The sequence below is a fragment of the Polyangiaceae bacterium genome, from assembly GCA_020633205.1.
In the GTDB taxonomy this organism is placed as follows: Bacteria; Myxococcota_A; Polyangia; order Polyangiales; family Polyangiaceae; genus JAHBVY01.
In genome coordinates, this window is the sequence record JACKEB010000017.1 from 122,255 (window position 1) to 135,073 (window position 12,819).

The 12,819-nt window shown below is 64.6% G+C and carries 14 protein-coding genes; 12 read left to right on the plus strand and 2 right to left on the minus strand.

Going from position 1 to position 12,819, the window contains the following annotated elements:
- Positions 1 to 24: 24 nt before the first annotated feature.
- Both H6718_26905 and H6718_26910 read left to right on the plus strand, forming a co-directional pair.
- A complete protein-coding gene (locus H6718_26905; protein MCB9589072.1) occupies positions 25 to 759 on the plus strand; it encodes a hypothetical protein in 735 nt (244 codons plus the stop codon).
- 41 nt (positions 760 to 800) lie between these two features.
- Positions 801 to 2,132, plus strand: coding sequence for a hypothetical protein (locus H6718_26910; GenBank protein MCB9589073.1), 1,332 nt, complete (start codon positions 801 to 803; stop codon positions 2,130 to 2,132).
- A 62-nt stretch (positions 2,133 to 2,194) separates the two neighbouring features.
- On the opposite strand, the gene H6718_26915 is transcribed toward H6718_26910, so the two are convergent.
- Positions 2,195 to 2,566, minus strand: coding sequence for a hypothetical protein (locus H6718_26915; protein ID MCB9589074.1), 372 nt, complete (start codon positions 2,564 to 2,566; stop codon positions 2,195 to 2,197).
- Between the two features lie 72 nt (positions 2,567 to 2,638).
- On the minus strand, positions 2,639 to 3,175 hold the full coding sequence (locus H6718_26920) for a zinc ribbon domain-containing protein (protein ID MCB9589075.1): 537 nt from the start codon (positions 3,173 to 3,175) through the stop codon (positions 2,639 to 2,641).
- A gap of 259 nt (positions 3,176 to 3,434) precedes the next feature.
- On the opposite strand from H6718_26920, the gene H6718_26925 reads away from it, so the two are divergent.
- The 10 genes from H6718_26925 to truA all read left to right on the plus strand — a co-directional run bounded on the left by H6718_26925 (position 3,435) and on the right by truA (position 12,716).
- Positions 3,435 to 4,088: a hypothetical protein gene (locus H6718_26925; protein MCB9589076.1), complete on the plus strand. Its 654-nt coding sequence runs from the start codon at positions 3,435 to 3,437 to the stop codon at positions 4,086 to 4,088.
- A gap of 78 nt (positions 4,089 to 4,166) precedes the next feature.
- Positions 4,167 to 5,321, plus strand: coding sequence for a glycine oxidase ThiO (thiO, locus tag H6718_26930; GenBank protein ID MCB9589077.1), 1,155 nt, complete (start codon positions 4,167 to 4,169; stop codon positions 5,319 to 5,321).
- On the plus strand, positions 5,318 to 6,361 hold the full coding sequence (locus H6718_26935) for a phosphoribosylformylglycinamidine cyclo-ligase (protein MCB9589078.1): 1,044 nt from the start codon (positions 5,318 to 5,320) through the stop codon (positions 6,359 to 6,361). The genes thiO and H6718_26935 overlap by 4 nt, the downstream gene beginning before the upstream one ends.
- The gene (locus H6718_26940; GenBank protein MCB9589079.1) at positions 6,358 to 6,981 is read left to right on the plus strand and encodes a phosphoribosylglycinamide formyltransferase; all 624 of its coding nucleotides are present in this window, start codon (positions 6,358 to 6,360) and stop codon (positions 6,979 to 6,981) included. Before H6718_26935 ends, H6718_26940 begins: the two co-directional genes overlap by 4 nt.
- Complete coding sequence (locus H6718_26945) at positions 6,978 to 8,564, plus strand: phytoene dehydrogenase (protein ID MCB9589080.1); 1,587 nt, start codon at positions 6,978 to 6,980, stop codon at positions 8,562 to 8,564. The genes H6718_26940 and H6718_26945 overlap by 4 nt, the downstream gene beginning before the upstream one ends.
- A 130-nt stretch (positions 8,565 to 8,694) precedes the next feature.
- Positions 8,695 to 9,852 carry a hypothetical protein gene (locus tag H6718_26950; protein MCB9589081.1) on the plus strand — a complete coding sequence of 386 codons (1,158 nt, stop codon included), beginning with the start codon at positions 8,695 to 8,697 and terminating at the stop codon, positions 9,850 to 9,852.
- 34 nt (positions 9,853 to 9,886) lie between these two features.
- Positions 9,887 to 10,471, plus strand: coding sequence for a 16S rRNA (guanine(966)-N(2))-methyltransferase RsmD (gene rsmD / locus H6718_26955; protein ID MCB9589082.1), 585 nt, complete (start codon positions 9,887 to 9,889; stop codon positions 10,469 to 10,471).
- A 186-nt stretch (positions 10,472 to 10,657) separates the two neighbouring features.
- A complete protein-coding gene (locus H6718_26960; GenBank protein ID MCB9589083.1) occupies positions 10,658 to 11,311 on the plus strand; it encodes a hypothetical protein in 654 nt (217 codons plus the stop codon).
- Positions 11,312 to 11,400: 89 nt separating this feature from the next.
- Positions 11,401 to 11,751: a hypothetical protein gene (locus H6718_26965; protein ID MCB9589084.1), complete on the plus strand. Its 351-nt coding sequence runs from the start codon at positions 11,401 to 11,403 to the stop codon at positions 11,749 to 11,751.
- A 92-nt stretch (positions 11,752 to 11,843) separates the two neighbouring features.
- On the plus strand, positions 11,844 to 12,716 hold the full coding sequence (gene truA, locus H6718_26970) for a tRNA pseudouridine(38-40) synthase TruA (protein ID MCB9589085.1): 873 nt from the start codon (positions 11,844 to 11,846) through the stop codon (positions 12,714 to 12,716).
- Positions 12,717 to 12,819: the final 103 nt, after the last annotated feature.

Here is a 12,819-nt window from a genome sequence, read left to right on the forward strand (position 1 = left end):
CGCTGGGTCGGTTATGCTGAAGGGATGATCCGGCGATCGCCCAGAGCTTCTTGGGTTGTGCTCCCCACCCTGTTCGCTGCGCTGACGACGGCAGGCGCCGGGTTGGGGCAAACGCTGCCTCCCGGGCCCGAGGAAGAGAAGCCAGTAGTCGGTCCGCCATCAACGGAGCCCGAGCCCGAGCCCGCGCCGGAACCAGAAGCCAAAGCCTCCACGTCCAAGGTGGCGGCCTACTCGCTGTGGCTCGTCGGCGCACACGTTGGCTACGCCTTTTGGAGCGACAAGGGCCTTCCAGAGAACTCAACGAGCATCGGGCTACGCGTCGGCTACCATTACGCACCTACGAGTGAGTTGGAGGTGCGGGGGCGCTACGTGAAGTCGGGGACGACCGGCATCAGCGCTTCGAGCGGGTGGGCCATTTCCGCAGCCAATATTTGGTTCGTGAATCTGGCGCCCGCCTGGGAGCTCGGGATCAGCCTGGGAGCTGGCTATGAGAGCCATCGCACGAAACTGCGCACGACGCGGGCCTTTCTGCACGGCCGCGTCGCGCCGCTCGTGCGCTGGAACCTGTCGCCTTCGTTCGCCTTGGACATCGGACCCGAGGCGGGCGTTGGTGTGATGAGCTCCGAGGGCACAGCGGGCGCCGATCAAACGAACGACTTCGTGTTCCGCTACGGTGGCTTCGTAAACTTCAGCTGGCGTTGGGGAAGCGGCGGCTCGAGCAGTGAAGAATCGAAATCGAGCAGCGACGACAGCTGGTAACGCCGCTCGCTGACCGGCATTTCCGTCGGCATAATAGCGGGATGGCTTGGAAGCAGAGGTGGTCCAGCACCGCGCGGATGGTGACGCCGATGAACTGGAAGGCGAGCGCGGTCGTGGCTCCCTTCGCGTTGCTCCTCTTGTGGGCTCCGGCGTGTTCAAGCTCCGGCGGAGGCGGGAGCGAAGGCAGTAGCGGAGACGGCGCAAACGGCGGCTCGTCCGCTTCCGGTGGCAATGGAGCTGCAGCGGGCACCGCTACCGGTGGGTCAGCCAACGGCGGCTCAACCAACGGCGGTAGCAGCGGCTCCGGCGCAGGCGGCACCAGCAACGGCGGCAGCGGAAGCGGGGGCGTACAGAACGGTGGCACGGGCGGTTCCGGGGGGAACTGTCCAGTCGGTACGTTCTGCAACCCGATTCAGATTCAGAGCTTCCCTTACTCGGACCAACGAGACACGACCAACGCGCCGAGCGACGAAGTGGATACTTACAGCTGTGCGCCGAGCACTACCGAGTCGGGCCCTGAGGTAGTCTACTTGGTCGATGTCCCCGAAGCTGGACGTCTGAGCGTGGGCGTTACCGACGGAGACGGCGTCGATGTCGATGTGCACCTGCTCGACTCCGCGAGCGGCAGCGGCTGTCTGGAGCGCGATGACGCGAGCTTCAACTACGACATCGGTGCTGGAAGTTACTATGTGGTGGTCGACACCTGGGCCGACTCCAGCGGAACTGAATTTCCGGGCGGCTATACTTTGGACGTCACATTCAGCCCGGCAGCCGCTGGTGACTGTGCCACCTATCCGCTGGACCTGAAGATGTTCTGGACCAGCTGTGACGTCTCCCTTGATTGCTTCGAGGCCACGGATCCAAACGACGGCAAGACCTACCGCTACCTACGCACGCCGGCGACGGGCCCCGTGGTGAAGGAGGCGCACCTCGTGACGGTCAACGACGACTTCGGCGGCGGCTGGCCGACGAGCTTCACCGACCAAATCACGCGCCACTACAACTTGAGCCAAACCGCGACCGGCTACAGCATGAGCCGCAGCGAGCCGTGGGCTCCCGCTGGGGAAGGCGGCTCCCAATACGGGCAAGGCTCCACCGGCGTTCCGCTCCCTGTAGTCGCGGAGGCCTGGTACGTGAACATGTACTGGCGCAACAAGCCGGCGGCGGGCACGCGCATGATCATCAAGAACCCAGCGAACGGGCGCGCCGTGGTCGCGGCTGCCGGGTACGAAACCGGCCCCGGCTCGAACACCGCGATCGGCGGCGTCACCGAAGAGATCCACGACTACCTAGGCACCGGGCACCGCGACGATCTTCAACTCGGCTTCGCCGTCAACGACGCGCTGCCCTACGGGCCGATCCAATGCAACTGACCGCGTGAGCTGCTCGGCACGTTGCACACTAGAGCTGGCTCGACACAGTAGTCAGCGCCCCGTCAACGCAGATCTCGAAGGCGGTACTGGCGGACCAGCGCGCCCTGGCGATCGGCACAGGCAGCCGTTTTTTCCTCGGCCGCTTTGAGCGCTTCCTCTGCCTTCTTCAACTCGGAGGCTGACATGAACGGATCATCCATGGCCTTCGCCTTGGCAATGCCCTCGAGGCCTTTGACGTGTTCGCCGTATGCGTCGGCGCACTGATCACGAAAACCGCACGTATCCGCGTGGTTACAGCCGAGGGCTCGCAGTGCCTTCAGCTTGCTGGCTTTGTCGGCGTTCGGGGCTTCGCGCAGCTCGTCCACGGCCCGACTGAGACTTGCGGCTTCATCCCGGATCGCAGTCTTGTCGTCGCACGCGGTGGCACCGCTCACCCCCAAGAAAAAAAGCAAAACGCTGCCATTCCAACGGAACGGCAGCGCTCGCGTCGCTGAGGTCGAAATCGCTTACTCCGCCACTTTAGGTGGCGGCCCCATCTGGATGCGCTCACCGATGTACGCCCCAATCAACGTGAAGAGCACACCCACGGCGCTCATCAACGCGTACATGAAGGCCGGCATCGTCTTCACGGTTTGACTGCCGAACAGGAGAAACGCCGTGGGCATCGCGATCAAGAACGACGCCACGACTGGTTCGATGAAGGTCTTGCCGGGAGAGATCAGCCCCACCAGCATGCCACCGACGAACCACACGGGAATGGCCACCACCATGCCAGCGGAGCCCTCGAAATCGAGCATCGGCACCACGATGGGCAAACCAACGACGAGCGCGGCGGTGAGCACCCCCATGATCACCATGGAGACGCCAAACCACATCAGGCTGAAGCCTTCTTGTTGGTAGCGCCGCTCCAGCTCTTCCTGACGGGAGAGCGTGCGCTTGATGTCATCGATCTTCGCGCCACAGGAAACGCAGCGGTTGTTGGGCAGCGGCGTGGCGTTCTTGAAGCCACAGGACGGGCAGATGATGTGCTTCGGCTGAGCCATGTCCCTCCTCGACGGGTCGGATTGAGAGCCTATCCTAGAGCACTCCGCAATCCAATCTCGTGACCCGGAAAGCTCTGAAGTTACGGCGAATCCGAGCCCATACGTAAGTGCGGAACTCTGACCCCGAGCGGGTGTCCGAGCCCGCCACAGCGCAGGAAGCCGTCAGGTCAGGGCGCCGTTCAGGTGCTGTCGATGTCGCTGGCTACGCGCGTCTTCAACCCTCCCACAGCCAAAAAAAGTCTAGACTGGTCGAGCAAACGTGAGCGCAGAGGAAACCGTCAGCCCAGGGCTCGAGCTCGGACTCTCGCGAGATCCGGACCTCGAGGCGTTGCCCGAGCCGCGCCGTCCAGGTCGACGGCTGACGTTGGTCACCATGAGCGTGACGTTGGTGCTCTCGTTGGTGATGGCCTACGCGCTGCGAGGACAAGCGTCCTACGCCTTGGCGAGCGGCAGCCCTCAAGACGTCGGCTACCTCACGGACGTTCAGCTCGGACCAGCGCTCGAAAATCACTACGTCCGGGGAGAGGCGCTGCTCGCCAGCGACAGCGCCGTACGTTACTCCCGACCCCTCGAAAGCGACTCGTATCGACTCGCCCACGTCGCCGGGAACGAGCGAATTTGGGTGGAGGTCCGGGTACCTGATGGCCTCGAAGGGCCGCACTTCGTGCCGCCTTCATCCTTCGTTGGGCGCTTGGTGCCGCTCGAGAAATCGGGCCTCAGTCACAACGATCTGGATCGTGCGGTGACTGCGAGTGGCGGGAGCATGCCAAAAGATGCGTGGCTGCTCATGGATGGGCACGCTCCCCAGGGCTCTCGCTGGGCGATTGGGCTCATCCTGTTGTTCGTTGCATTCGCAGGCTTCAACGCGTTCGGCCTGTATCGCCTGTGGCGCCCAGCAAAAGACGCAGACTGAACGGATCGCCGCGTGAGCTGACGGCGCGCGCATTTGTCCCTCGAAATCGCGGTCGCTTTCGGGCACACCAACCGCCGCATGGCCCGCCCGAGTGTTCTTATCGTCGGCGGCGGCCTCATGGGCTGCGCATCCGCCTGGCAGCTTGCGAAGCGAGGCTGCTCGGTGTTGGTCCTCGAACGGAGCGTGCCAGGCGCTGAAGCATCGAGCGCCGCGGCGGGGATCCTTGGAGGTCAAGTCGAGTCGCATCAGCTCGACGCGATGACCGAGCTTTGTTTGGAGAGCCGCGCGCTGTATCCGGCTTGGGCCAAGGCGCTCTCCAAGAGCACCGGAATCGACATCGAACACCGCCCGAGCGGCGCGTTGCGAGTAGCCTTTGGCGTGGAACGCTTGGGGCAACTCAAGCAGCAGTTTGGCTGGCAGCGCCGCGCACATGGAGCGGCCTTCTTGGGTAAGCGCCAGCTGCGGAGTCTCGAGTCGAACCTGAGCCAGGCGTTGGTCGGCGCCGTTGATTTCCCTGCGGATTCGCGCGTCGATCCTCGAAAGCTGTTCCGCGCGCTGCAGCTCGCCGCTCAGAACGCCGGCGCGCGGTTTCAAAGCGGCAGCTACGTCCAGCAGCTGGACGTCGACGCAGCAAGCCAGACCGTGCGAGGGGTCGTCCTGGAAGGTGGGAAGCGGCTGGAGGCCCAGCGCGTGGTGCTCGCCGCCGGGAGCTGGTCCACGTTGATCCCCGGCGTACCCCTGCCCCGTCCCAGCATCGTGCCGGCGCGGGGGCAAGTGCTTCAGCTGACGTGTCGCACTCCACCGCTGACCCGCATCGTGTTTGGACCGAGGTGCTACCTGGTACCGCGAGATGACGGACGGGTGCTCGTCGGTTCCACGCTGGAGTTCGTCGGCTACGAGAAGCGCGTCACGGCTCACGCCGTACGCGAGCTCTTGGATGCGGCGATCGACTTGTGTCCGGCGCTGGCCGACGCGGAGCTCAGCGACAGTTGGTCGAATTTCCGCCCGTATACTAGCGATCACTGGCCCATCTTGGGTCCCTGCGCCATCAGCGGCCTCGTGCTAGCCACGGGGCACTACCGGAACGGCATTCTGCTCGCCCCCGTCACCGCGGACATCGTGTGCCGAAGCGTGTTGGGCCAGCGACAGCAGATCGACATTGCAGCCTTCTCAGCGCGGCGCGCGGCCGTGCAGTCCCCTCGCGAAGCCCAAACAGCGGAGTCCAAGACATGAGCGTCACCTACAAGCAGAGCGGCGTAGACATCGAAGCAGGCGACGAGTTGGTTCGTCGAATCAAGCCACTCGCCCTGGCCACCCGCATCCCTGAAGTGGTGGACGAAGTCGGCGGCTTCGCTGGCATGGTGCGGCTCCCCGCTGACATCCCAGATCCACTCCTTGTCAGTGGAACCGACGGGGTCGGTACCAAGCTGAAGCTCGCGTTTGCAACAGGCAAGCACGATACCGTAGGGCAAGACCTGGTGGCGATGTGCGTCAACGACGTGATCACGACCGGCGCGCGACCGCTGTACTTCCTGGACTACTTCGGCTGCGGGAAGCTCGAGGTCGACGTAGCCGAACAAGTCGTCAAAGGCATCGCGGACGGCTGCAAGCTCGCTGGTTGCGCGCTGATCGGCGGAGAGACGGCGGAGCTGCCCAGCATGTACCCAGAGGGCGAGTATGACCTCGCGGGTTTTGCCGTGGGCGTTGTATCAGCCTCCAAGGTGCTCGGCCCGAAGCGCGTGAAGCAGGGAGACGCCCTGATCGCAATCGGTTCCTCCGGGATTCACTCCAATGGCTACTCTCTGGCGCGTCGGGTGCTCGAAGGAGAGATGGGCTTGAAGCTCGGCGAAGAGGTCCCGGAGCTGGGAGCCTTGCTGGGAGAGTCACTGCTCACCCCCACTCGCATCTACGCGCGTGCGGTCGGCGCACTCGGCGAGAAGCTCGGAGAAGGGCTGCACGCCTTGTGTCACGTCACCGGCGGCGGCCTGGTCGGAAACCTCCCGCGCATCCTGCCCAAGGGCAGCGTGGCCAAGGTTCGACTCGATCACGAGCGGCACCCGATCTTCGGCATCATCCAGCGAGGCGGCCCGGTCGATGAAGACGAGATGCGCAAGACGTTCAACCTCGGTATCGGTATGGTCGCAGTAGTCGACGCGGACGCCGCCGACTTGACCTTGGCGACGCTTGAATCCGCGGGGGAACGCGCTTGGCGCCTCGGCAACGTGGAAATCCAGGGCGACGAAGCAGCTGCGGTCGAAGTATTGGATTCATGACCCTGAAGCTCGGAGTGCTGGTATCTGGCCGCGGGTCGAACCTGCAGGCCATCCTCGACGCCTGTGACGCCAAGTCGCTGGACGCCGAGGTGCGGCTGGTGCTCTCGAACCGTAGCGAAGCGCAAGCGCTTGAGCGCGCTCGGGCTGCGGGCGTGGCGACGCGAGTGCTGGACCACAAAACGTTTCCCAATCGCGAGGCGTTCGACGCAGAAATGCTGGAAATTCTGCGAGGATCCGCCGTGGAGTGGGTGGTGCTTGCGGGCTTCATGCGGCTCCTGACGCCGCTCTTCATCGACGGATTCAGGGACCGCATCATCAACGTTCATCCGTCGCTGCTGCCCGCCTTTCCGGGCGTACGTGCGCAAGCACAAGCCCTCGAGTATGGAGTGCGGGTGACGGGTTGCACGGTTCACTTCGTCGACCAGGGTACGGACACCGGGCCCATCATCGACCAACGCGCGATCCCGATCGGCGTGGACGAGTCGTTGGAGAGCGTCGAGCAGCGCCTGTTGGTGGAAGAACACGCGTTGCTGGTCGACGTGCTGAAACGCATCGCGAGCGGCAGCGTGCAGCTCGATCCTTCGGGCACCGAGGGTCGCCGTAAGGTGCGCAGCCGATGACGCCCACCCGCTACTACGACGTCGTGGTGCTGGGCCGATCGATTGGCTGCCTGGCGACAGCCGCGTTGCTCGCGCGGCGCGACTTCCGCGTGCTCATCCTGGGTCAGGGCAGCCGCCCACCGACCTACGACTTCGAGGGATTTCCCCTGCGGCGTCGCACCTTCACGTTGCTCGCGGCGGCATCGCCAGTGTGGCTGCGCACGCTGCAAGAGCTGGCGCAAGCGACGACCTTCAAGCGGCGCACGAAGCAGCTCGATCCGATGTTTGCCGTGCTGTCGCCGGAGCGCACCGTCGAGATCCCCCCTGAGTCCGAGCTATTCGCTCGGGAGATCGAGCGCGAATTTCCCGAAGTACGCCAGCTGGTCGACGAGCTGTACGCGAGCTTCTCCGAGTACAACGCAGCGATCGACGCTGCCTTCGAACGCGACGCGGTGTGGCCCCCCGGCAGCTTCTGGGAGCGCTTCGAGACGAACCGCGTCGTGCGCGAGCTCCCGCTCATCAACGGTGAAACGGCTCAAGACCTGCTCGCGAAGTTCCCCACCGGGCACCCTTACCGCGAGGTAACGACGATCCCGGCGGGATTCGCTACAGATCTTGCGGTGCCGGGTGAGCAGCTGCCGCCGCTGGCCCTAGCGCGACTGCACGGTGCCTGGACCCGCGGTGTCCACGCGCTGCCCGGCGGCGAATCGGAGCTCGAGAGCTTCTTCTTGGATCGCATCCGGGCCCACGGCGGGGAGTACCGCCTCGCCCAGCGCGCTCAGCAGTTGGTCGTGCGGCGGGGACAAGTGGTGGGTGTCCTCGAAGACGGCGAAGAAGAACCCGTAGGCACCGGCTCGGTGGTCAGCGACTTGTCAGGCGAAGCGGTCGCCGACTTGGCCGGGGGTGAGGGCATCACAGCGCGAGCACGTAAGGACTGGCCGCGCTTGACGGTCAGCGCTGGGCGCTTCGTCGTGACCCTGTGCGTTCCGTCACGAGCACTCCCGCGTCAGCTACCGCCCGAGTCCTTCTTGCTTCCGCAAGGTAATACTCGGGAGCACTCTCACCCCCAAAACCCCAGGCGTCCGGTGGTACACCTGCAGCGTGGCCCCAGAGTCAGCAGGGAGCTGCAGCGCGACACGGAGCCAGTTGAGATCCTGACCGCGGAGACCATCCTTCCGAGTCGCGGCACCCTCACCTTGCTCGAGGCTCGTGAAGCCGTGTTGTCGACCCTGCGCACGCACCTGCCGTTCGTCGAGGATCAGGCGCTGGTGATCGACTCACCCCACGACGGATTGCCGTTGTGGGAGATGCGCAATCGGCGACGCCACGAAATCGATCGCATCCATCTGCCGGGCGGTGTCGCAGGTCCGGAGCCCATGGAGTACATGTGGTCCGTAGACACTCCGGGCTTCCTCGAGCTCTCCGGAGAGCCCATCCGCGGTCCCATCCCGGGTACCTACCTCGTGGGACGCACGGTGCTTCCGGCGCTCGGGCAAGAAGGCTCGCTGCTCGCGGCGTGGGGCGCGGCGCGCGCCATCACTCGGCGGGATCGCACGCGTCAGAAGATGAGACGGCAAATGTGGAGCAAAATCGAGACGAGCTAGCGGGAAACATCGTGCTGAGGGACCCGCCTGACTGCGGTCCCTTGGTCGACGCGAATACCCCTCGTCAGTCGCGCGATGGCGCGGTAATTGTTGACTGTTCGTGCCTCACGGGCGCGAACGGTGGAGGAAAATGCGTGTCGTAGTTCGTTTCTTGGCGCTGCTGGTTTTTGCCCTGTCGCTGTTCTCAGCGCAGACCGCGTCCGCGCAAGCAAAAGGCGAAAAGCAGACGATCCAAGTGCTGACCCTGTACAGCGACACCGCTTACGAACAAGCGGAGGCGTTGAGTATCGCGTTGAAGCGCGCGGTGGATCGCTCGAGCGGTTGGACACTTGGCAAGGGAGACTTTTCTCTCGAGGTGCTCACCGCGGCGCTTGGGTGCAAGACGACCCCCGACGAAGCGTGCTTGAAGAAGATCGCCGATCGCGTGAAGGCCACACACTTCGTCTGGGGTTCGCTGGAGAAGCAAGGCAAGGACGTCGCCGGCACGTTGCATCTCTACGATGGCGCCTCGGGGAAAGAGACTCAGGTCAAGTACTCGGAGAACCTCTCCGACGCCTCCGACGAGACTCTGCTGCAGATCGCGGAGGTCGCGTTCGCGGAGCTCGTGGGCACTGCCCCGGGGAAACTCGTGATCACGTCCAAGGACGCGAAGACGGTCAGCGTGGACGGCGCGGCGCCGACGGCGTTCGTCGACGGGCGCGCCGAGCTGACACTGCCAGGTGGTGAGCACACCGTCGTGCTGCGGGCACCCGGGTTCGGCGACGAGAGTCGCGACGTCACCGTGGTGCAAGGCGAAAGCTCCGAGCTCGAGATCGCCATGCGCTCCACCGCCGCCCAGGTTGGTGGAGGCGGCGAGGTGGGGATGGACACCGGAAAGCCCATGAACACCAAGAAGGTGATCGGGCTGGCGGGCATGGGCGTCGGTGCGGCACTCTTGGTAGGCGCGGTGTACTCCGCCATCAAGGTCAACTCGATCAACAACGACGACGGCTTCGACCGCTATCGCAACTCCGTGAGCGAAGGCGAAGACGTGTGTGACACCGCTGATAGGGGCACCACCTTCACGGGCGCTCCGGATCCCAGCGAGATCTCCGACAAGTGCTCGACGGCGAGCACCTTCCAGACGCTGCAGTTCGTATTCGCTGGCGCGGGCGCAGTGATTGGCGGCGTCGGCGCTTACCTCTTCTTCACCGCTGAAGACGAACCCCAAACGGCCAGCTATCGCCCGCGGGTCGAGTCGGCGCTCGGCCCCCAAGGGGGACGACTGCGGGTCACCTGGAGCTTCTAACAGAAGCCCATCGGAGTTCGCTCTGAGCATACGAGTGATTGGCGGTGAGTTCCGCGGGCGCCCTCTCAAGGCGCCCCCGGGGCTCTCGACGCGTCCGACGGCTGCCCGAGTGCGCGAGGCGCTCTTCGGTATCCTCGGGGATATACATGGCTTGAAGGTCGCAGACCTCTGCGCTGGTACCGGGGCCCTTGGCATCGAGGCGCTCAGTCGGGGTGCAAGCCACGCGACTTTCGTGGACCCGGATCGTGCTGCGCTCGAGGCTATCCGGCACAACCTGCAAACGCTCAAGGTCGAGCACCGCGCCGCGCTGTTGCCCCTCAAGGTCGAGCGGGCGAAGAAAGCGTTGTTGGTCCAGGCGCCGTTCGATCTCGTGCTGTGCGACCCCCCGTGGCCGATCGCTGACCGAGTCGCAGAGTCGCTGGGGACGTTGCTCGATGGGAACCTGCTTAGCGAAGATGCGGTCGTCGTGATTGGTCACCGGGCCGACCGACCCTTTCGCTTGCCCGACACGAGTCACCTGATTGCTGGGCAACGGCGAAGCTGGGGCGACTCTGGGTTAAGCTGGTTTGCGCTCCGGCCGTCGACTGACGCAGCCGAGCTGGCCGCGGAGCCCGAATAGGCTGGCTGCCGCGCGGCTCTGGATCGGTACCCACCCCGCCCCCCGCAAAGCTGGAAACTGACGAAACCGTTGAAGTTTATTCCGCAGCAAACTCGCCACATCGTTGGCAATTGCGTTGGGTTTCGCCCTGCGGGTCTTGTACGCTCGGGGCGCTGCCCGCTAAGCAGGCTTTGAGATGCATGCGGTGTGTCACGCCGCACGTTCGCGATTCGTAGCGCCGCGAACGAACAACAGTTCCAGGAGACGTTGATGGCAGATTCCACCCCCACGCCGCCTACTAAATCCGGAAGCGGATTCATTATCGTGACCCTGTTGATGGTCGCGGTCGCTGGCGGGCTGATCTTCTGGAAGTTCTCGGGGGACAAGGAGGAGGAAGCGCCACCTCCGCCGCCACCGGTCGCGACGACGACGCCCAAGCCGGTGTTGGAAGCTCCGCCTCCTCCGCCACCCAAGATCGAAGACGCTGGTCCTGACGTCGAGAAAAAGGTGGCCGCCAAAGGCACCGTCAAGGGTGGCGGTGGCGGCGGCGGTTGCTCTGGCGCATGCAAGGGCACGGTTACCCCCGCACTCCGCTCCGCGTTGGCTGGTCGGGCCGCCTCGGCACGACGCTGTTATGAGCGCATGCTGCGGGCCAACTCCGGTCTCTCGGGTACGGTCATGGCACAGGTGCGCGTCGGTCCAACTGGCCAGGCCTGCAGCGTGAGCATCACCCAAGATTTCGGCGGTGTTGGCGCGAGCTGTGTGGCGCCGGCGCTGCGTAGCGGTGGGCTCCCGGCTCCCGCGGGCGGCTGCGTCGACGTCGCGGTTCCGGTCAGCTTCAAGCCCAACACCGGCGGTTGATCCCGAAAGGCTCAGCCCCCTACGGAGTTGCTGCAGAGTTGACAGGGCGTCCGGGATCGGGTTCCGTGGGCGTCAGGAAGGTCTCGGTTATGCGCTGGATTGTCTTGCTTGCTGCGTGTGTGGTCCCCGGCTTGAGTCTGTTCGGCTGCTCGAGCGATGGCGTGACGCCGACGTGTTCGGAAGCTTCGCTCTACCAGCACCGCTACACCGACGACGACCGCAAGGACTACAAGCCCGGCACGGCCGTTGACCCTAAAAACCCGCTTCAGCCTGAACAGGAACTGAAGACCCTGGCTGACGAGAAGTGCATCACTGACAAGAGCACGGTTGTCGTCAACTCCAGCGGCGGCACCAGCAGCACCGCAGGTACGGGTGGCACCGCAGGTACTGGCGGCACCGCAGGTACTGGCGGCACCGCAGGTACTGGCGGCACCAACTGAGCCAACGTTTCCCGCGTGCCGAGTTCCTTCAGGCATTCCCTTGAGCGCGAGCCATCGGTTCCGCAGGGAAATGACCAAGCGCCCTGGTTCTTATGACGAGCGATGAGCTGGGGAACGCCCCAGCGGAGACTCCCCAGCCGCGCATCCCCAAGCGTGAGCATGGCGTGTTGCTCACCCTCGCCTACGACGGCCATCTGTTCCACGGCATCGCGCGTCAGCAAGGCCTGCGCACGATCGCCGGTGAGGTCGATGGAGCGATCCGCGCAATGGATCCCCAGGCCACCCTACTACGAGTGTGTAGCCGCACGGATAAGGGCGTACACGCCCGAGGTCAGCTCGCGGCCTTCGACACGAACAAGCAGATCACACCACGAGGCTGGCTGCTCGGCCTCTCCCAGCACCTTCCGGATGAGATCTCCGTCGTACGCGTCGCGCAAGTCAGACCCGGCGTCGAACCGAGCCACCTCGCCAAGAAGAAGTGGTACCGCTACGTCTTGCTCTGCTCCGACGCTCGCGACCCGTTCTGGGAGCGTCGCGCATGGCGTCACTACGCGCGCCTGGATCTCGAGCTGATGCGTGCCGAAGCAGCGGACCTGATAGGCGAGCACGACTTCGCGGCGTTCCGCGGGGCGAAAGACGAGCGCACCGAGACGGTGCGCAGAATTCTTCGCGCCAGCTTGGAGGCCAGTCAGGATGACCCGCGGGTCGTCTACTTCGATATCGAGGGGAACCGCTTCATGTACAACATGGTGCGGATCATCATCGGTACGTTGGTGGATGTTGGTCGCGGTCGGCTGGCGCCCGGCGCGGTAAAACGCGCTCTTCAGAGCTTGGATCGGAACCACCTGGGAATGACCGCGCCCCCGGACGGCCTCTACCTGCAAGCGATCGACTTGGACGTGCCTCTGGACAACGTGTGGCCTTCCTCCGGAGTGCGCCTCGTGGAACCAAAGCCCGCAAGCTGATCGCTGCGTTTTTCCCTTCGCGGTGCGGCTCTGCTGGTCAATCCACTCACGCATTGGATTGACCACTTGAGGGCTGCACGTTGATTGACTGAACCGACCCTCG